The following is a 19,931-nucleotide window of genomic DNA, read 5'->3' on the forward strand; positions in this document are numbered from 1 at the left end:
TAGTCTGACGACCGCTGATGGAGCGCAATTGGTAAGAAGAGATTTACCAAATTGGGCGCAATGCTAACGGTGTGGAACCGGTCGCCCGCCCCAAAGCTGGCGATCGTTTCGTTTTCGGTGTGTGGAGCGCTATCCGTGACACTGTCGTCCCTGTCCCCCTCCTTCGTGACGTTGCTGACGGGCCCTGTGGCCTGGAGCCTTTATCTGCTGGCGCTTGCGCTCATTGCGCGCACCACCACGGAGAAGCTTTACATCCAGCGCCTCGAAAAACAGTATCGCAACAGGCATCGGGCGGCCTGTCGCGCGGCCATCAATGGCGTTCTGATAATCGGTCTGCTGGCGCTGTGGATCGATCAGCTTCAGACTCTTCTGCTCTCCCTGACCGCCGTGATGGTGGCGCTCGTCATCGCGACGAAAGAACTGATCATGTGTGCCGGTGGCGCAGCGCTTCGAATCGGCGGCCACCTTTTCCGTGTCGGAGACCGGATCGAAATCCATGGATTGCGCGGCGAGGTGATCGATCACGGATTGTTCTCGACGACCCTGCAGGAGCTGCCTCCGGTCGGCTCGGGACATCGCGGAACCGGGCGCACCTTTGTCCTGCCGAACTCCGTCTTCCTGCTCGATGCGGTCAAGCTGGAGCCGACGCCGCGTCGCTATGCTCCGCATGGTTTCGCGCTGACGCTTCATCCTTCGGTGTCGGTTCGCGCTGCTCTCGATGCGGTGCAGGAGATCGTTGCCGATGCCACGATGCGCGACGCGGAACGGGCCGAACGGTTTCACAGGCTTGTTTCCGCCAGGGCTGGCTGCGAGGACTGCGGTCCCACGCCCTCCATCGCTGTTCGGACGAATGAGCGAGGCGGTGCGGTTCTGCATGTCAATCTCTATTGTCTGGTGGAAGAGGCGAGCAATCTGGAAACCGCGATCACATTCGCTTTTCTCGAAGAAATGGAGCGGAACGCGATGGGTGAGCACAGCAGTGACCGTCTGACACGAACCGCCGACGCTCTGCGCCGCCACGCGGCCGGCGCCACCTACGTAGACGAAGAGATGGCCGCCTCGGAGCGAGGGTCGTTCCGCGCGGCGTAGCGACGCTTTTCAATTTTGCTTGTCGGTACTGTCCGATGAATTGTCTGTCGTCAGATCGACAATCTTTGCCTCCCGTTCGGCGGGAAGGAAGATCGCCTGATCGCCACGCTTGGGTTCCAATCTGGCGGCAGCCACGATCATCGCCTCGCGCAGGCGGCACTGCATGTTCCAGCCGCTGGTGGGGTCACGCGCGTCGGCATAAAAGCGAACGAGCATGCCGGATGCCTCATGTCCAACCACCTGAACCTTGGACTCGTTCTTCGTGATGATATCCTCATCGTCTTCGACGAATTTCTGAAAAGCTTCGCGCATCGGTTCCAGATCTGCGAGATGGTTGAGCCTGAGCTCGACATATTTGGTGATGGTGGCGTCTTTCTTCGTCCAGTTTTCGAAGGGATGGCTGACGAAGTAATCGACCGGTACGATGATGCGTCGCCGGTCCCAGCTGCGCAGCTGGATGAATGTGAAGTTGATGCGCTCAACCGTGCACCAATAGCCTTCGAAGAGGACGTCGTCGCCGATCTTGGCCGATTTCGACAGCGCAATCTGCAGCGATGACATGATCGAAGAGAGAGCCGACCGGGCGGCGAAGCCAATGACGAGAGTGAGGAGTCCCGCAGAGCCGAGCAGTGCAACGGCCATGCCATCGAATATGGTCGTTTGCAGCAGGACCAGCCCGAAACCCGCGACAGCCACGACAATCAGCGCGATTCGGCGGGCGGCGGAAAGGTTGGTCTGAAGCTCGCGGTCGCCCTCGTTCTCCGGCTTCGAGATGTCGTCGATATTTCTGGCGAAGACCCGTTCCAGGATGGTGTCGAAGACGCGAACGATCAGAAAGATGAGGGCGAGGACCAGAAAGGCGGTCCAGAGCGGCGACATGAAAACGTCGACGGGTGCGGAAAAGACAAAGAGGTAGCGGGTGAGCAGCCAACCGATAATGCCAGTCACCATTGAGCCCGCGGGTAGGGCGATCGCGTCGAGCACCTCCCAAAGAACGCCATCGCCGACATTCGATTTGAGCGAGCGAAGGCTTCGGTAGGTCAGCAGGAACGCTGCGACGAGAACGGCTATCGCGATGGGCAGGGCAATCAATTCCCAGCCGGCGATGCCGAGGGGTGTGTTCTTGGTGAGTGATGCAGGCAGCCACTTTTCGAAGCGGCTTGGGCCATAACTTTCGTAAAGGCCCTCGATATTGTCGACGGTCTGACGCGAAAAGACCCAGACAGGATCGCTATCACCCTCCTTGAGCCGCCGCAGGCGGATGGAGACAGGACGGTAGTCGAGACTGAGTTGTCCGAGGCTGATGTCGCGGCGTGGCTGGCCTGCGGTGGCATCTCGACTGGAGCCTCTTGGATCCATCCCGTCCGGCCGGTCGGAAAGGGAATCCCAGTCCAGCCAGATCTTTCGTTCCAGAACCGCTTCCAGCTGGGCGGCGCGTTCGATACCGAGCCTCTTCTGATCGGCAACATCGATATGGCTGAGGTCGAGCAGATGGGCCGCGTCCTCGTAGCGCTTGTCGCGCACGAGGCCGATGAAGGTTTCCATGGCGGACTGTGGTGTTTCGCGAGAAAGGTTCGCGCCCGGTTCGCCCAGCCCCTCATTGAGCTGATCGACCTCGAACCAGCGGCTTGGCGGGCCGCTGCTGCCGCCATCGCCCCCGCCGCTACTGGTGGATTGAGCCGCCGCGCCCGCAACGGCAAGAAACAGGACGAAAAGTGCGTTCGCAAAAAGAACGGCGATTCGGCGCGGCGAGGCGGCGGGGAATCGTTGCAAGGCGATGGTCCTCTTCCTGCTGGATGCGAAGGGGGCGATCCGGTCCCGGTTTCACCAAATACCACCTGTGACCGGCCCCGCCAAATCGCTGCAGGAACGGTTTCTGAGGGCAAATACCGGGAAACGCTCCAAATCCTTGAAACAGCCTTGGTCGAAGGCCACATTATGTCTAACGGATTCGCGGCGAATCCAGCGGACGTCTCTTAAAGCATTGCCGTCTACCCGGGGTGTCAGAGATGTCGCCGAAGGGCCTATTGGGCCAGGAAAGGAAAACGAATGTCTGATAAGGAACAGCGTCCCGATGTGGTCGCCGAAGGCCGCTACGCGGTGCTTCCTCTGCGCGATATCGTTGTGTTCCCACATATGATTGTGCCGTTGTTCGTCGGGCGCAGCAAATCCATTGCTGCTCTCGAGGACGTGATGAACGCCGACAAGCAGATTCTCCTCGCCACGCAGAAGAACTCGACGGATGACGATCCCGATCCGTCCGATATTTATGAGGTCGGCACACTCGCGACCGTCATGCAATTGCTGAAGCTGCCGGACGGCACCGTGAAGGTGCTGGTCGAAGGGCAGTCGCGTGCGCGCCTTCAGTCTTTCACCGATCGTGAGGATTTCCATGAAGCGGACGCCGAAATTCTCGGCGAACCGGAAGAGGACGCCGTCGAGATCGAGGCTCTTTCGCGTTCCGTGGTCTCCGACTTCGAGAATTACGTGAAACTGAACAAGAAGATCAGTCCCGAGGTCGTCGGCGCGGCCGGTCAGATCGAGGATTTTTCGAAGCTCGCCGATACGATTGCCAGCCACCTCGCCATCAAGATTACTGAAAAGCAGGAGATGCTTGCCACCCTGCCGGTCAAGGAGCGGCTGGAAAAGGCGATGGGCTTCATGGAAGCGGAGATTTCTGTGCTTCAGGTCGAGAAGCGCATCCGCTCGCGCGTCAAGCGACAGATGGAGAAGACCCAGCGCGAATATTATCTGAATGAGCAGATGAAGGCCATTCAGAAGGAGCTGGGCGAAGGCGAGGATGGCCGCGACGAAAACGGCGAACTCGAAGAGCGCATCAAGCGTACGAAACTCTCCAAGGAGGCCCGTGAAAAGGCTGATGCGGAGATGAAGAAGCTGCGTGCCATGAGCCCGATGAGTGCCGAGGCGACGGTTGTCCGAAACTATCTTGACTGGCTGCTGTCCATCCCGTGGGGCAAGAAGTCGCGCGTGAAGACCGATCTTAACGGTGCGCAGAAGGTGCTGGATGACGACCATTTCGGCCTCGAAAAGGTCAAGGAGCGGATCGTCGAATATCTCGCGGTCCAGAGCCGTCAGAACAAGCTGAAAGGCCCGATCCTTTGCCTCGTCGGCCCTCCCGGCGTGGGTAAGACGTCGCTTGCGCAGTCGATCGCCAAGGCGACCGGTCGTGAATATGTGCGCATGGCGCTGGGTGGCGTTCGGGACGAAGCCGAAATTCGCGGTCACCGCCGGACCTATATCGGCTCCATGCCCGGCAAGATCATCCAGTCGATGAAGAAGGCCAAGAAGAACAATCCGCTGTTCCTGCTCGACGAGATCGACAAGCTCGGTCAGGATTTCCGGGGCGATCCCTCTTCGGCGCTTTTGGAGGTTCTTGATCCGGCACAGAACAACAGCTTCTCGGACCACTATCTCGAGGTCGAGTACGATCTGTCCAACGTGATGTTCATCACCACAGCCAACTCGCTGAATATCCCAGCGCCGCTCATGGACCGCATGGAGATCATCCGGATCGCCGGCTACACCGAGGACGAGAAAGTCGAGATCGCAAAGCGGCATCTGCTACCCAAGGCGATCAAGGATCATGCTCTGTCCGAGGATGAGTTCACGGTGGCCGAGGATGCCATCCGCCAGATCGTGCGGACCTATACCCGCGAAGCGGGCGTCCGTAACCTCGAGCGCGAGCTCATGACGCTGGCCAGAAAGGCGGTCACGAAGATTCTCAAGGAGGCCGATGTCGACAAGGTTTCGGTCAGGGCAGAGAATCTCGAAGACTTCCTTGGTGTGGCGCGCTTCCGCTACGGCGAAGCCGAGGGCGAGGATCAGGTCGGTGTCGTCACCGGGCTGGCCTGGACGGAGGTCGGCGGCGAATTGCTGACCATCGAAGGCGTGATGATGCCCGGCAAGGGCAAGATGACCGTCACCGGTAACCTCAAGGACGTGATGAAGGAGTCGATCTCGGCTGCTGCATCCTATGTCCGGAGCAGGGCTGTCGATTTCGGTATCGAGCCGCCCATCTTCGACCGGCGTGATATTCACGTTCACGTTCCCGAGGGTGCGACGCCGAAGGACGGTCCCTCCGCCGGTATCGCGATGGTCACGTCAATCGTCTCGGTCATGACCGGCATTCCGGTCCGCAAGGACATCGCCATGACCGGTGAGGTGACGCTTCGCGGGCGCGTCCTGCCGATCGGCGGGCTCAAGGAGAAACTTCTGGCGGCCCACCGGGGCGGCATCAAGAAGGTTCTCATTCCGGAAGACAATGCCAAGGATCTGGCGGATATCCCGGAAAATGTGAAGGACGGTCTCGAAATCGTGCCCGTCAGCCGGGTGGGCGAGGTGTTGAGTCACGCTCTGACACGGCAGCCGGAGCCCATCGAATGGACCGAACCTGAGGTTGTGCCAGTTCCGGACGTTTCGGACAGCACCGGGATTACAGTCGCTCACTAAGCGGATTGTTCCACAGAAATTATGCGAAAAGGCCGGATTTTCCGGCCTTTTCGGCCTTTTCAGGGCTCGAATTTTCTGTATCTGTGGCGTGCCCCTGTTATTCTACGAGCGTAGATGGCTGGACCAACGTGCCGGATAAGAGCCGCAGGCTTCTACGGTCGAAATTGGAAGAGGAGAAACCCATGAACAAAAATGAGCTCGTCGCCTCGGTCGCCGAGAAAACCAACATGTCGAAGTCTGAAGCTGGCGATGCTGTCGATGCTGTCTTCGAAACCATTCAGTCCGAACTCGGCAAGGGTGGTGACATTCGTCTCGTCGGTTTCGGTAATTTCTCCGTGACGCGTCGTGAGGCCTCGAAGGGACGCAATCCCCAGACGGGCGCTGAAGTCGATATTCCGGCTCGCAACGTTCCGAAATTCACGGCCGGTAAGGGCCTGAAGGATTCGGTCAACAAGTAAGAGTTTTTCCGGGCGTTCATGCTCCAGCCCGGTTTTGAAGAGAAAGAAAAGGCCGCTGCATCGTGCAGCGGCCTTTTCTTATGGAGTAGAACGGATGCGGCTCGGTGGTCGTCGAGCCCGGTACCTATAGGGCAGAGTGGCGCCCGCGCCGCGTGCTTTCGCGCTGAATGATTTCGAAGCCGAGATCAACCACTGGCTCGTCGGGCGGGTGACCTTCCAGCGCGTCGGCCAGCATACGAAATGCTCTTTCGCCCATTTCGAGACGATGTGTGCGCACACTTGTGATCGCAGGGTTGGCCGCAGCCATCATCTCCAGATCATTGAAGCCGCAGATTCCAAAATCGAAGGGTACCGAAAGGCCGCGGCGCTGACATTCGAAAAGGGCGCCGAGCGCAAGGTCGTCATTGTTGCACAGAATGGCGTCGGTATCGGGCGCGCGAGACAGAAGGTCCGCCATCAGCAAGCCTCCAAGCGTGACGGTGGAGGGCTGAGGCGTCGTAACGATCCGATTGGTGTCGAGAAGACCTTCCTCTCTCAGTATGTCACGGAAACCGTCGAGACGCCGCTGTGTTCGCGGGTCGAGCCGCGCGCCGAGAAATCCCGGCCGCCGATACCCCATCTCGATGAGGTGCCGCGTTGCGCTCCGTGCTCCGTCGAAATGCGAAAAGCCGATCATCAGATCGAAGGGGTTCTCGCCGATCTCCATCACCTGAACCATACGGCAGGTGGATTGGCGCAGCAGCGCTTTGGTTTCGTCTGACTGGTCGATGCCGGCGAGGATCAGCCCCGCAGGTCTCTGGTTGAGGAAGGTTCTGACAAGCCGCTCTTCCTGAATGGGGGAATAGCGGGAGTTGCCGAGCTGAATCTGCCACCGCGTCCCCTCCGACGAATTGTAGATCCCGCGCATGACGTCGGCAAAGACATTGTTCGTCACCGAGGGCACGATCACGCCGATGACATTGGTGCGACCGGCAGCCAGGGCCTGAGCAGCGGGATCTGGGGTATAACCCAACTTCTCGATAACCGCCTGAATATGGGCGCGTGTCTTCTCCGAAACCCGGGCCGGCTCGCGAAGAGCGCGCGAAACCGTCATAGCGCTAACACCAGCCTGCCGGGCGACGTCGGCAATTGTAATCCCACCGTTACGACTTGATTTCAATTACTTAAACCAATCCTAGAGAAGAGCGGCAAAGCTAGCACAATTTGCTGTGTTGACAAATGTTAGCGCTATCATCTATCAACGGATTGGGAGGTATTTCGTGTGAGCAATCGCGATATCGCACTTGTGGTGATGGGCGTCAGCGGCGCGGGCAAGAGCACGCTCGCCGTCATGCTGGCCGACCGGCTGGATGTGCCGTTTATCGAGGCCGACGACTACCATTCTGACGAAGCCCGAGACCTGATGTCGCGCGGCATCGGTCTGAACGACGAGCATCGAACGCCGTGGCTGGATCGGGTGGGGGCGGCGGCCCGTGAAAGCGCTGATGCAGCCGACGGCATTGTCATTGCCTGCTCCGCCCTTCGCCGCATCTATCGTGACAGGCTTCGCCGATACCTCCCGGCAACGAAATTCGTTTTCCTGAACGGTGCGCCCGATCTGATCGCCGAGCGTCTGAAAGGCCGGCAGAACCATTTCGTCGGCCAGTCCCTTCTCGAAAGCCAGCTCAACGTTCTGGAGCCGCTGGAGCCGGACGAGCCCGGCGTCACACTCGATCTTTCTGAAACGCTCGATGCCCTCGTCGACGAGGCGTTGAGAAAACTGGGCGTTGCGCCGAATGCAGCGCCTGCAACACCGACCGAGGTGCGTATCCCGCGCTGAGGTCGTCTGAAGTCCATCTGGGAGGTTATCTTATGTTCAATTCAATCAAGACGCTCGCGCTCGCTTCGGCCGTGGGACTGGGGCTTGGTGGCACTGCCCTTGCGCAGGACTACACGTTCCGCTTCCAGTCCAGTGATCCGGCCGGCAATCCGAATTTCGAGATGCAGAAGGGTTGGGCCCAAAGCGTCAATGAAATGACGGACGGCAAGGTCCAGATCGAACTTATGCCGGTTGAGTCGATCGTCGCGCATAACGAGACCCAGGATGCCATCGCTGCCGGTATCCTCGATGGCCATGTCACCGATGTTTCCTACTTCGCCGGCAAGGATCCGGCCTTCGGCCTGATCGCCAATCCCGTTGGCGCGTGGTCCGATCCGCAGCAGATGCTCGACTTCATGCAGGAAGGCGGCGGAAAGGAACTGATGAACAAGTTGGAAGAGCCGTATGGCCTCCACTTCATCGGCGCGACCACGCCCGGCCTTGAGGCCTTCGTCTCAAAGGTTCCTCTCGAAGGCGTGGATGATCTGCAGGGTCTGAAGATGCGCGCTCCCGAGGGCCTCGTTCAGCAGGTATTCGCTGCGGCAGGCGCTGCCCCGGTCAACCTGCCGGGCTCGGAAGTCTTCACGTCGCTCGACAAGGGCGTGATCGACGCCGCCGATTATACGGTCTTCTCGACCAACCAGGCACAAGGCCTCCACGATGTGGCGCCGCATCCCGTTTACCCCGGCTTCCATTCCATGCCTCTCGTCGAGGTTTCGATGAACAAGGAGACGTGGGACAGCCTCCCCGACGATATCAAGCAGACGCTGGAAAAGTCCGTCGCGGAGTTCGCGCAGAACCAGATATCCTCACTGAAGGAAGATGACGAGGCCGCGGTCGCCAAGGCCAAGGAATCCGGTGAGATCACCGTGCATGACTGGTCGGAGGAAGAGCGCGCTAAATTCCGTACCATCGCGCGCGGGGAATGGGAGAAGGTCGCCGAGCGTTCGGAGAATGCCGGCAAGGTGTACGACACGCTGACGGCCTATCTTCAGGAAAAGGGTCTGATGGACAAGTAAGTCGTCGGCAGCCGTGGCGAACCGTTCCATCGGCGCGCGACGGCTGCCGCCTTGCCTTACACAGGCGCATGCCGCTTTCCTTGCGGTACTAGACCGTCCTGCCAGGCTTCGGGAGGAGCATCATGAACAAGGATAATCCAGCCACGACAGATGCCGACATTCCCGGCCATCAGCAGGACAATGCTATTGCTGAGGCAGGATGGATCGGCCGTTGGATCGATGCGGGCGGCCTCCTCTTTGCCGTTGGAATCGTGCTGGCGATGCTCATCCTCATGCAGGAGGTCATCCTACGCTACGTTTTCAACGCGCCGACCATCTGGGCGCACGAGACGACCGTGTTTCTCTGCGGAATCGCCTTCATCTATGGCGGCCTCTACTGCACCGCGCGCGACCGTCACATCCGGGTCGTGTTGATCTACGACGCGATCGGGCCGCGTCTGCGGCGGATGCTCGATATCGTGATTTCGTTCATTTGCGCCGCCTCATCGGCCATGTTCGCCTGGGCAGCTTGGCTGATGGTGGAGCGCGCTGCATTCTCTCCCGACGGTTCCGTCCGCCTCGAACGGTCCGGAAGCGCCTGGGATCCGGTCTATCCCGGCCTCCTTAAAATCTTTCTCATGGCCGTCATGGCCATCATGGCGGTGCAATTTGTCATTCTCGCCATCAACTATGCGCGGGGACGGCGCTGATGGAAATCTTCGGCAGTTTGCAGGGCCTCGGCATCGATGGCGCCACGCTTCTGATGTTCGCCATGTTGCTGGCTCTGCTGGTGACAGGCATACCACTCGCCTTCGTGACGCTGCTTGTGGCGCTCATCTTCGCGCTCGGCTGGTTCGGCCCGATGGCGGTGCCGCTGATCACCAGTCGCGTCTACAGTTTTGTCTCGTCTTTCGTTTTCGTCTCGGTTCCGATGTTCGTGCTGATGGCAGCCATCCTCGACCGCTCCGGGATCGCTCGCGATTTATTTGACGCCATGCGGCTCATCGGTGGTCGCCTGCGTGGTGGTGTGGCCATCCAGACGATCATCGTTGCGGTCGTCTTGGCTGCCATGTCAGGAATCATCGGCGGCGAGATCGTTCTGCTTGGTCTGATCGCCCTGCCGCAAATGCTGCGGCTCGGCTATGATCGCAATCTGGCGATCGGCGTCGTCTGCGCCGGCGGATCGCTCGGCACCATGGTGCCGCCTTCGATCGTTCTCATCATTTATGGCCTGACGGCCAATGTCTCGATCGGCGCTCTCTTCACGGCAGCGTTCATTCCGGGCTTCATGCTTGCCGGCTTTTACGTCGCTTACGTTCTCTTTCGCGCCTACACCAACCCCAATGCCGCACCGGCCATGGCCGCCGAGGACGATGTGCCCTGGTCGGAAAAGCTGACGCTTCTGAAGGGGCTGATTCTTCCGATACTGGTCGTGATCGTCGTTCTGGGGTCCATCTATGCGGGTATCGCCTCGGTGACGGAGGCCTCGGCGGTCGGTGTTGCCGGTGTCATGCTGTCGACGATGGTGCGCGGCGAGTTTACGCTCTCCATTCTCAAGGGTGCAGCCCTGCAAACGCTTCAGACAGTCGGCATGATCGTCTGGATCGGCATCGGAGCGTCGGCTCTCGTTGGCGTCTTCAACCTGATGGGCGGCATTCGCTTCGTGTCCGATCTGATTACGGGCATCTCAGACAATCCCACCATCGTGCTGCTGTTCATGATGGCGATTCTCTTCGTCCTCGGAATGTTCCTCGACTGGGTGGGCATCGCGCTTTTGACCATGCCGATCTTCGTGCCGATCGTGACCGACCTTGGCTTCGACCCGATCTGGTTTGGCGTCCTCTTCTGCATGAACATGCAGGTGTCGTTCCTGTCGCCGCCTTTCGGCCCGGCCGCTTTCTATCTGAAATCGGTCGCGCCGCCGGAGATCGGACTGGGCGATATCTTCAAGGCTCTGCTTCCGTTCATCGGGCTGCAGATCATCGCCTTGGGCGTGCTGATCATGTTTCCGGGGATCACCGGTCGCTGATCGCGGGAATGGTGGGCGGTGAGAGGCTCGAACTCCCGACATCCTCGGTGTAAACGAGGCGCTCTACCAACTGAGCTAACCGCCCACAGGTCCGCAAACCGGTGCGCCACGCCTACGATGTTCGCTTGCTGGAAGCAAGACGGAAAACGGTTCGCGCCAGGCTTGCCCGGACCGCTTTTCAAAAAGATCGGGGAACCGGACGAAAAACGTTCCAAGGCCTCTCAATCGTGTTGACAGGTCGGTGCCGAATCCGTAATCAGCGCTCCACGGAACGCGGCGGCGCAGATCGCACTGCCTGTTCTGATGCGCGGGTGTAGCTCAGATGGTTAGAGTGCCGGCCTGTCACGCCGGAGGTCGCGGGTTCGAGCCCCGTCACTCGCGCCACCCTTTTTCAGATATTTCCATTTTTCAATCTGGTTCAGTCAGCCTCTTCTGACTGGAATAGGAAGACGCCGAACAGCCGATTCTGATCGGTCCATAGGTGCGGCTTCACCCATCCCGCCTTCCCAGCGAGGGAGGCAAAACGCTCGGGCGTGTATTTGTAGGAATTCTCAGTGTGAATGCGCTCGCCGTCGCGGAAGTCGAAGCGCTCACCGGAAATGGAGACGGACTGCTCGCACAAACTTTCCAGATGCATCTCGATACGGCTCCTGCTCTCATTGAAGAGGGCGTGATGCTGGAACTGATGCAGCGCGAAATCAGCTTCGAGTTCCCGATTGATCCGCTTTAAAAGGTTCAGGTTGAAAGCGGCTGTCACGCCGGCCGCGTCGTCATAGGCGGCGACCAGCGTTTCCCGGTCCTTTACAAGGTCGACGCCGATCAGAAGTTGCCGTGCGCCGGTCTCCTTTCGAAAGCGCCGAAGCAGATTTTCGGCCTGACCCGGTTCGAAATTGCCGATTGTGGAACCGGGAAAGAAAATCGTGACCGGCCGATCGTCGGCAATGGCAGGCATTTCAAGATGTTTGGTGAAATCGCAGGCCACAGGATCGATGGCGATGTCTGGAAAGGCTTTGCGAAGATCGCTTGCCGCTGCCTCCAGATGGGCTGCCGAAATGTCGGAGGGGATGAAGCGCGCAAGCCCCTCCAGCGCTTCCAACAAGATCCGCGCTTTTTGTAGTGAACCCGCGCCCGGCTCATAGAGGATGACATCATTGCCGAGCTCGGAGGCGATCTCCGCAGCGCGCTCCTCGAGGATGCTCTTCTCTGTTCGTGTCGGATAATATTCCGGCAATTCGCAGATCTCGTCGAAAAGCGCTGATCCGGCTGCATCGTAGAACCATTTCGGTTCAAGGACTTTCGGGTCCTTCGCAAGCCCCTTCAGGACGGACTCGCGAAAGGTCGGGTCGGTTCGATCAAGCATCGCGCGCCAGCCGCAGTCCGCTCATCTGCCAACGATGATGCGGGTAGAAGAAGTTTCGATAGGTGCTGCGCATCTGCGCGGCCGGCGTGAAGCAAGAGCCGCCACGCAGGACGAACTGGTTGACCATGAACTTGCCGTTATATTCGCCGACAGCCCCTTCAGCAGTCTGGAAGCCGGGGTAGGGGAGGAAAGCGGATGCCGTCCACTCCCAGACATCTCCCCACATTTGCCGTGGGTCATCACCCGGGCGTGCGGGCGCAGGACGCAGCCGACCGCTTTCATGGAAATTGCCGTCGCCGATGGGTCCGGCCGCAACCTCCCATTCGAATTCGGTGGGAAGCCGCGCATCCGACCATCGCGCATAAGCGTCGGCCTCGTAAAAGCTGACATGGCTGACAGGCGCATCGGGGTCGACGGGTTGGGCGCCGCGCAGGCTGAATTGCATCCATTGGCCGTCTTCCTGCCACCAATAGGCGGGCGCCTGCCAGTTTTCACGTTGCATGGTGGCAAAGCCGTCCATCAGCCAGAGTGGCGCCTGCGTGTAGCCACCGTCCTCGATGAAATCGATCCATTCGCGGTTGGTGACGCAACGATTGGCCAGTTCGAAAGGCCGGACCAACTGGTCGTGGCGCGGCGTTTCGCAATCATAGGCGAAGGTTTCCTCGCCATGACCGACAGGCAGAATGCCGCCATCGAATGCGATCCAGGCCGGATCGGCCACCTTCTGAACCTCGAGCGGCTCCGGCTGGCGATAGGCCGGGCGAAGCGGATTGTGGCTGAACACATGCAGAAGGTCGGTCAGCATCAATTCCTGATGCTGCATCTCGTGGTGACAACCCAGTTCGATAATATCGGGCGGTGCGTCGCCGCTTTGAATCAGACGCTCGACGGCGTCGTCCACTTTGGCGCGGTAGTCGAGAACATCGCTGATCGTCGGGCGGGTGACGAGGCCTCTCTGAGCCCGGCTATAGCGCGGGCCTGCCTGCACGTAATAGGAGTTGAACAGAAAGGCGAAGCGGTCATCGGGCGAAGCGTAGGACGGATCGCGAGGCCGCAGCGCAAACTCCTCGAAGAACCAGCTTGTATGGGCAAGGTGCCATTTGGTGGGGCTGGCATCCTCCATGGATTGAACAGCCATGTCCTCCGGTTCGAGCCCCTCGATCATGGAAAGGCTGCGTTGCCGCGTCTGCCGGAACAATTCCAGTAAGGGTGCTTCATCGAGTACGCTTGCAAATAAGGTGGGCATCGTGCTCGTCCTCCTCCTGACCGACATCTGTCTTATTCAAAGGAGCTAATGCTTGAGACGGCTCCGTAAAGGCGAAGCATGTTCGAAATTCCTTCGGCCGCTTCTAGCAGAAGGCTTCAACATGACGCCCTCATGACATCGGGGTTGCCGAAAGGCGGTGATGGCAAAGCCGTGTTTTTGCAGCTAGAAGGGCGCGGAAATTGAAGAGGAGACGATGCAATGGCCGAGGCCAATCGGACAGTCCGGGTCGGGCCGGTATCTTTCGCCAATGACGCGCCTTTCGCGCTGATTGCCGGTCCATGCCAGATGGAAAGCCGGGATCACGCCTTCGACATGGCCGGCGCTTTGAAGAACATCTGCGAAAGACTCGGAATTGGACTGATCTATAAATCGTCTTTCGACAAGGCGAACCGCACCTCTCTGTCCGGCAAGCGCGGCATTGGGCTTGACGAGGCGCTGCCGGTCTTTGCCGATCTCAAGAAGGAGTTCGGACTACCGGTCCTGACCGACATTCATACCGAGGAGCAATGCGCGATCGTTGCCCCGGTGGCCGACATTCTCCAGATCCCCGCTTTCCTGTGCCGTCAGACCGATCTTCTGGTCGCTGCCGCGAAGACAGGGAAGGTCGTCAATGTGAAGAAGGGCCAATTCCTCGCACCTTGGGATATGACGAACGTGTTGGCAAAGCTTGTCGAAAGCGGCAATCCCAACGTTCTTCTGACCGAGCGCGGTGCCTCCTTCGGATACAACACGCTCGTTTCCGATATGCGTGCCTTGCCGATCATGGCCGAAACCGGCGCCCCGGTTATTTTCGATGCCACTCACTCGGTGCAGCAGCCGGGCGGGCAGGGTGGTTCATCGGGAGGCGACAGGCGCTTTGTCGAAACCCTGTCGCGTGCGGCAGTTGCGGTCGGTGTGGCTGGACTGTTCGTCGAAACCCATCAGGACCCCGACAATGCGCCCTCTGACGGGCCGAACATGGTGCCTCTCGATCGTATGGAGGAGATGCTCGAACGTCTGATGGCGTTCGACGCTATCGGGAAGCGATAGGCCGCTCAGGCGGCGCTGAAGGAAACGCGGTATGAAACCGGCAACCGACCTCCGGCCGAACAGCTTTGATTTCCAGACGCGCCCGCTCGTAAAGCCAACCGGGTTTCGAGAGTATGATGCCCGCTGGTGGTTCGGTTATCCTGGAAGCCACAAGCCGCCCGAGCTAAACCTTCTCGGAGTGCAGGCTCTTGGCATGGGCCTTGCGACCCTTATGGCCGAAAAAGGCGTGGGTCGTCGTATCGTGGTCGGCCACGACTTCCGATCCTATTCGCTTTCGATCAAGCTGGCCTTGGCGCAAGGGCTGATGGCCGGCGGCGCGGAGGTGCTGGATATCGGCCTGGCCCTTTCGCCCATGGCCTACTTCGCCCAGTTTGCGCTCGACGCGCCGTCGGTCGCCATGGTCACCGCCAGCCACAACGAAAACGGGTGGACCGGGGTCAAGATGGGATGCGACCGTCCGGTCACGTTCGGCCCTGACGACATGGCCTCCCTGCGCGATATTGTCATGAGCGGAGAATATCGGCTTGCCTCGGGCGGCAGCTACGAGTCGGTCCCGAATTTTCGCGCGCAATATCTCGATGACCTCACGAAAAATGTGACGATTGAGCGTCGGCTCAAAATCGTCTGCGCCTGTGGCAACGGCACGGCCGGTGCGTTTGCGCCGCCGGCGCTGGAGCGCATCGGATGCGAGGTTGTGCCGCTGGATTGCGAGCTGAATCATGATTTCCCGCGCTACAATCCCAATCCGGAAGATATGGGCATGCTTCATGCCATGGCGGAGGCAGTGGGCCGGCATGATGCAGACCTTGCGCTCGGTTTCGACGGCGATGGCGACCGCTGCGGCCTTGTGGACGAACGGGGTCGGGAGATCTTTTCAGACAAGATCGGTGTGATGCTGGCGCGTGACATGGCGCGGGAGCAGGGTGGGGGGCAGTTCGTGGTCGATGTCAAATCGACCGGTCTCTACCAGAACGATCCGGTCCTTCGGGAGCTTGGCGCCAAAACGGATTACTTCAAGACGGGGCACTCCTATATCAAGCGACGGGTCCGCGACCTCGGAGCAACTGCGGGCTTCGAGAAATCCGGTCACTTCTTCTTCGGCGCTCCTTATGGCCGCGGCTATGATGACGGCCTGCTGACCGCCGTTGCCATCCTGCGTATGCTGGACCGTCATCCCGTCGCGCGCCTGGGTGACCTCTATGACGCGCTTCCGCAGACCTATGGGTCACCGACGATGAGTGCGGATTGTGCCGACGAACGGAAATATGAGGTGGTCGCGCGGACAGTCGAAACCATCCTCGCCATGCAGGAGCAGGGAGAGCTCTTATCTGGCCACCCCATCGCGGAGGCCAACACGATCAACGGCATTCGGGTCACGAATGACGATGGCACTTGGGGTCTTGTTCGCGCCTCATCCAACAAGCCGGAAATCGTCGTGGTGGTGGAGAGCCCCGTCTCGGAGGGACGAAGGCATAAGATGTTCGAAGCGCTCGACGGCATTTTGCGCCGGAACGAGGGCGTGGGCGACTACAATCAGCTGCTTTGAAGCATCGCCGGGCCGTTTGGGCATAGCCTCCTAATCTGCGCGCCAAATTTAATCGACTATTCCTTTGCCCGGCTCTCCGGCGGTCATAGGTAAGCCGCTTGCAATTGAACGTCTGCGCCTAGCGAACAGGAAATTCCATGAATGCGCCTTTGACCCACCTGCAGAAGCTGGAAGCGGAATCGATCCATATCTTCCGTGAAGTGGCGGCCAGCTTTTCGAACCCTGTTATGCTGTATTCGGTGGGCAAGGATTCGTCCGTGATGCTCCATCTGGCGCTGAAGGCGTTCTATCCGGCGCCGCCGCCCTTTCCATTTCTCCATGTCGATACGACGTGGAAATTTCGGGAGATGATCGAATTCCGCGACCGGATGGCACGCGAAAAGGGCTTCGATCTTCTGGTTCATGTCAATGAAGAGGCGCGGGCCGACAATGTCGGGCCGTTCACTCATGGCTCATCGGTGCATACCCATCTCTACAAGACGGTGGGTTTGCGTCAGGCGCTTGATAAGCATGGCTTCGATGCCGCTTTCGGTGGCGCCCGCCGCGATGAGGAAAAGAGCCGGGCAAAGGAGCGCATCTTCTCCTTCCGCACAGCAAACCATGGCTGGGACCCGAAAAACCAGCGTCCGGAAATGTGGAACATCTACAACACACGCGTCGCCAAGGGAGAGTCGATCCGCGTCTTCCCGCTCTCCAACTGGACCGAGCTCGATATCTGGCAGTACATCCTTCAGGAGCAGATACCGATCGTCCCGCTCTATTTCGCGCAGAAGCGTCCGGTCGTCGAACGCGACGGCATGCTCGTCATGCGCGACGACGAGCGGATGGATCTTCTGCCCGGCGAGGAGGTGAAAGACCGGATGGTCCGCTTCCGCACGCTTGGCTGTTATCCGTTGACCGGTGCAATCGACAGCGAGGCCGACACGCTGGAGGCGATTGTCGCCGAAATGCTGATTGCCCGGACATCAGAGCGGCAGGGCCGCATGATCGACAAGGACGAAGCCGGCTCCATGGAAAAGAAAAAGCGCGAGGGGTACTTCTGATGAGCGTACTCGCCAAAAATGATGTGAGTGAAAACGACCGCAATGCAGCAGCGGCAGACGCGGTCGCCGCATTCCTCGCCGAACAGGAGGCCAAGAGTTTTCTGCGGTTCCTGACCTGCGGGTCTGTCGATGATGGCAAGTCCACACTGATCGGCCGGCTTCTCTACGACACCAAGCTGATCTTCGAGGATCAGCTGGCCTCGCTCGAAAGCGAGTCCAGAAAGTTCGGCACGACGGGCGAGGATATCGATTTCGCCCTTTTGGTCGACGGACTGGAGAGCGAGCGCGAACAGGGCATCACCATCGATGTGGCCTACCGCTTCTTCGCCACGTCGAAGCGGAAGTTCATCGTCGCCGATACGCCTGGCCATGAGCAATATACGCGCAACATGGCGACCGGTGCGTCAACCGCGGACCTTGCCATCGTGCTGATCGACGCGCGCAAGGGCGTGCTTCCTCAGACGCGTCGCCATTCCTTCATCGCGTCTCTGCTGGGCATTCGGCATATCGTAGTGGCGGTCAACAAGATCGATCTGGCGGATTACAGTCAGGAGACCTTCGATAAGATCGTGGCCGACTACCGCGCCTTCACGTCGGAATTCGGCTTCGAAACGATCACACCGATTCCGATGAGCGCCCGCTATGGCGACAATGTCACCACGCGCAGCGACAAGATGGCCTGGTATGATGGCCCGACCCTGCTCGACCATCTGGAGACGGTGGAGGTGGATGACCGCGAGGCGGACCTGCCGCTGCGGTTTCCGGTGCAATATGTGAACCGCCCCCATCTGGATTTTCGCGGTTTCGCCGGCACGGTGGCGTCCGGCTCCGTCAAACCGGGTGATGAAGTCGTCGTTGCCAAGAGCGGCAAATCCTCCCGTGTGTCCCGCATCGTCACCATGGATGGTGATCTGGACGAGGCACAGGCCGGCCAGGCTGTGACCCTTGTTCTGGACGACGAAATCGAGGTGTCGCGCGGCAATATGCTCGTTTCGCCGGAAGCTCGGCCGCATGTCGCCGATCAGTTCGAGGCCAATATCGTTTGGTTCGACGAGCAGCCGCTTTTCCCGGGCCGCTCCTACCTGCTGCGCACTGAAACCGACCAGATTTCAGCCAATGTCACCGCATTGAAACACAAGGTGGACGTCAACACCTTCGCCGAAGAAGCGGCCCGTCACCTCGATCTCAACGAAGTCGGCGTCATCAACATCGCGGCGCAGAACACCATTGCGTTCGATCCCTATTCGCACAATCGCCGGACGGGTTCCTTCGTCCTGATCGACCGGGTGACCAATGCCACGGTCGGAGCCGGCATGATCAACTTCGCGCTGCGGCGGGCCGACAACATCCACTGGCAGGCGCTTGACGTGAACAAGGCGTCGCGTGCCGAGGCCAAGGGCCAGAAGCCGGCTGTACTGTGGTTCACCGGGTTATCCGGCTCCGGCAAGTCGACCGTCGCCAATGTGCTGGAAAAGCGCCTGCACGCAAAGGGCAAGCACACCTACACCCTGGACGGCGACAATGTCCGTCACGGGCTCAATCGCGATCTTGGTTTCACCGCCGAAGACCGCGTGGAGAATATCCGCCGTGTTGGTGAAGTGGCGAAACTCATGTCGGACGCTGGCCTGATCGTCCTCTGCTCGTTCATCTCGCCATTCCGTGCCGAGCGGCGCATGGTGCGCGATACGCTCGATCAGGGCGAAATGATCACGGTCTGGGTGGATACGCCGATCGAAGAGTGCGCTGCGCGCGACCCGAAGGGCCTTTACAAGAAAGCCTATGCCGGTGAAATCAAGAACTTCACCGGTGTCGACAGTCCGTTCGAACTGCCCGAGCGCGCTGAAATCCATCTGAAGACCTCCGGACGTACACCGGAAGACATGGCTGACGAGATCGAAAGCTGGATGGCCGAGCGAGGATATATTTGATGCAGAGCGAAGGCATCCTTCGCCTCTTCGAACGTCTGGCCATTGAGGCAGGGCAGGCGATCCTGGCCATCCGGGAAAAAGGGCATGATGTCGAAAGGAAGGGCGATGACTCGCCCGTCACCGAAGCGGATCACGCTGCCGAGGCCATTGTGCTGGAGGGCTTGCAATCGGAGATGCCCGGCGTCCCCGTCATAGCCGAAGAAGAAATGGCGGCGGGTCGCCAGCCCGACATATCCGGCGGCCGCTTCATTCTCGTCGATCCGCTGGACGGCACCAGCGAATTCATCAAGGGCAATGACGACTTTACCGTCAATATCGCTCTGATCGAGAATGGCGTGCCGACCATCGGCGTGGTTCTGGCGCCGGCGAGGGGGCTACTTTGGATGGGTGCGCCTGAAGGCGCAGTCCTCGTGACCGTGGATATGGAGAGCGGCGTGCCGCAGGAGCGCCGCGCCATCACCTGCCAGCCGCCTTCGAAACCGCTCCGCGTGGTCGCCAGCGCCTCCCACCGGACGGACGAGACGAACCGCTTCATCGCGCGCTTTCCCGAAGCGCAGACGGTCTCAGTCGGCTCATCGTTGAAGTTCTGTCTTCTCGCCGAGGGCGAGGCCGATCTTTATCCGCGCTTTGGCCGGACCATGGAATGGGACACCGCAGCGGGCGATGCTGTTCTGCGCGCAGCCGGCGGCGTGATCGTCACGCCGGACGATAAGCCCTTCATCTATGGCAAGACCGATCAGACCGATGATTGCGATTTTGCCAATGGCTGGTTTGTCTGTGCCAGTACGGCAGACCTCTTGAAGGACCTGCGCCGGGACTGAACTGTTTTCATTAGGTCGCCACGGGTTTGGAGTGC

At 59.7% G+C, this 19,931-nt stretch carries 16 protein-coding genes and 2 tRNA genes; 13 read left to right on the top strand and 5 right to left on the bottom strand.

The annotated features are described in order from the left end of the window. Window positions 1-135: 135 nt before the first annotated feature. The gene (locus D8780_RS03070) at window positions 136-1,089 is read left to right on the top strand and encodes a mechanosensitive ion channel family protein (RefSeq protein WP_158598426.1); all 954 of its coding nucleotides are present in this window, start codon (window positions 136-138) and stop codon (window positions 1,087-1,089) included. A 9-nt stretch (window positions 1,090-1,098) separates the two neighbouring features. Here D8780_RS03070 and D8780_RS03075 read toward each other — a convergent pair whose 3' ends face one another. After that, window positions 1,099-2,862 carry a mechanosensitive ion channel domain-containing protein gene (locus tag D8780_RS03075; RefSeq protein ID WP_121644309.1) on the bottom strand — a complete coding sequence of 588 codons (1,764 nt, stop codon included), beginning with the start codon at window positions 2,860-2,862 and terminating at the stop codon, window positions 1,099-1,101. Window positions 2,863-3,138: 276 nt separating this feature from the next. Here D8780_RS03075 and lon point away from each other — a divergent pair, with 276 nt between their 5' ends. Together lon and hupB are read left to right on the top strand one after the other, a co-directional pair. After that, window positions 3,139-5,559 carry an endopeptidase La gene (gene lon / locus D8780_RS03080; protein ID WP_121644310.1) on the top strand — a complete coding sequence of 807 codons (2,421 nt, stop codon included), beginning with the start codon at window positions 3,139-3,141 and terminating at the stop codon, window positions 5,557-5,559. A gap of 182 nt (window positions 5,560-5,741) precedes the next feature. Next, window positions 5,742-6,017, top strand: a complete 276-nt coding sequence (hupB, locus tag D8780_RS03085) for a DNA-binding protein HupB (protein ID WP_121644311.1) — start codon at window positions 5,742-5,744, stop codon at window positions 6,015-6,017. A gap of 124 nt (window positions 6,018-6,141) precedes the next feature. Here the strand turns inward: hupB and gntR are convergent, their stop codons facing one another. Next, window positions 6,142-7,176 carry an HTH-type transcriptional regulator GntR gene (gene gntR / locus D8780_RS03090; protein WP_281004557.1) on the bottom strand — a complete coding sequence of 345 codons (1,035 nt, stop codon included), beginning with the start codon at window positions 7,174-7,176 and terminating at the stop codon, window positions 6,142-6,144. A 102-nt stretch (window positions 7,177-7,278) separates the two neighbouring features. On the opposite strand from gntR, the gene D8780_RS03095 reads away from it, so the two are divergent. The 4 genes from D8780_RS03095 to D8780_RS03110 all read left to right on the top strand — a co-directional run bounded on the left by D8780_RS03095 (window position 7,279) and on the right by D8780_RS03110 (window position 10,902). Further along, window positions 7,279-7,836: a gluconokinase gene (locus tag D8780_RS03095; protein ID WP_199699544.1), complete on the top strand. Its 558-nt coding sequence runs from the start codon at window positions 7,279-7,281 to the stop codon at window positions 7,834-7,836. A gap of 32 nt (window positions 7,837-7,868) precedes the next feature. Then, window positions 7,869-8,894, top strand: coding sequence for a TRAP transporter substrate-binding protein (locus D8780_RS03100; protein WP_121644313.1), 1,026 nt, complete (start codon window positions 7,869-7,871; stop codon window positions 8,892-8,894). Between the two features lie 122 nt (window positions 8,895-9,016). Beyond that, a complete protein-coding gene (locus D8780_RS03105; protein ID WP_121644314.1) occupies window positions 9,017-9,583 on the top strand; it encodes a TRAP transporter small permease subunit in 567 nt (188 codons plus the stop codon). Then, entirely contained in the window at window positions 9,583-10,902 is a 1,320-nt protein-coding gene (locus D8780_RS03110; RefSeq protein ID WP_121644315.1) for a TRAP transporter large permease, read from the top strand. The genes D8780_RS03105 and D8780_RS03110 overlap by 1 nt, the downstream gene beginning before the upstream one ends. A gap of 9 nt (window positions 10,903-10,911) precedes the next feature. Here D8780_RS03110 and D8780_RS03115 read toward each other — a convergent pair. After that, window positions 10,912-10,987, bottom strand: a tRNA-Val gene (locus tag D8780_RS03115). 222 nt (window positions 10,988-11,209) lie between these two features. Between D8780_RS03115 and D8780_RS03120 the strand changes: the two genes are divergently transcribed. Then, window positions 11,210-11,286, top strand: a tRNA-Asp gene (locus D8780_RS03120). A gap of 34 nt (window positions 11,287-11,320) precedes the next feature. On the opposite strand, the gene egtD is transcribed toward D8780_RS03120, so the two are convergent. Together egtD and egtB are read right to left on the bottom strand one after the other, a co-directional pair. Continuing rightward, the gene (gene egtD / locus D8780_RS03125; RefSeq protein WP_121644316.1) at window positions 11,321-12,262 is read right to left on the bottom strand and encodes an L-histidine N(alpha)-methyltransferase; all 942 of its coding nucleotides are present in this window, start codon (window positions 12,260-12,262) and stop codon (window positions 11,321-11,323) included. After that, the gene (egtB, locus tag D8780_RS03130) at window positions 12,255-13,508 is read right to left on the bottom strand and encodes an ergothioneine biosynthesis protein EgtB (RefSeq protein ID WP_121644317.1); all 1,254 of its coding nucleotides are present in this window, start codon (window positions 13,506-13,508) and stop codon (window positions 12,255-12,257) included. The genes egtD and egtB overlap by 8 nt, the downstream gene beginning before the upstream one ends. Window positions 13,509-13,727: 219 nt before the next feature. Between egtB and kdsA the strand changes: the two genes are divergently transcribed. The 5 genes from kdsA to cysQ all read left to right on the top strand — a co-directional run bounded on the left by kdsA (window position 13,728) and on the right by cysQ (window position 19,896). Continuing rightward, window positions 13,728-14,558: a 3-deoxy-8-phosphooctulonate synthase gene (gene kdsA / locus D8780_RS03135; protein ID WP_121644318.1), complete on the top strand. Its 831-nt coding sequence runs from the start codon at window positions 13,728-13,730 to the stop codon at window positions 14,556-14,558. Window positions 14,559-14,589: 31 nt separating this feature from the next. Beyond that, on the top strand, window positions 14,590-16,104 hold the full coding sequence (locus D8780_RS03140) for a phosphomannomutase/phosphoglucomutase (RefSeq protein ID WP_121644319.1): 1,515 nt from the start codon (window positions 14,590-14,592) through the stop codon (window positions 16,102-16,104). Window positions 16,105-16,241: 137 nt separating this feature from the next. Beyond that, on the top strand, window positions 16,242-17,147 hold the full coding sequence (gene cysD, locus D8780_RS03145) for a sulfate adenylyltransferase subunit CysD (protein WP_121644320.1): 906 nt from the start codon (window positions 16,242-16,244) through the stop codon (window positions 17,145-17,147). Beyond that, window positions 17,147-19,075, top strand: coding sequence for a sulfate adenylyltransferase subunit CysN (gene cysN / locus D8780_RS03150; RefSeq protein ID WP_121644321.1), 1,929 nt, complete (start codon window positions 17,147-17,149; stop codon window positions 19,073-19,075). The genes cysD and cysN overlap by 1 nt, the downstream gene beginning before the upstream one ends. Then, the gene (cysQ, locus tag D8780_RS03155; protein WP_121644322.1) at window positions 19,075-19,896 is read left to right on the top strand and encodes a 3'(2'),5'-bisphosphate nucleotidase CysQ; all 822 of its coding nucleotides are present in this window, start codon (window positions 19,075-19,077) and stop codon (window positions 19,894-19,896) included. The genes cysN and cysQ overlap by 1 nt, the downstream gene beginning before the upstream one ends. Window positions 19,897-19,931: the final 35 nt, after the last annotated feature.

The organism is Notoacmeibacter ruber (genome assembly GCF_003668555.1).
GTDB classification, from domain to species: Bacteria; Pseudomonadota; Alphaproteobacteria; order Rhizobiales; family Rhizobiaceae; genus Notoacmeibacter; species Notoacmeibacter ruber.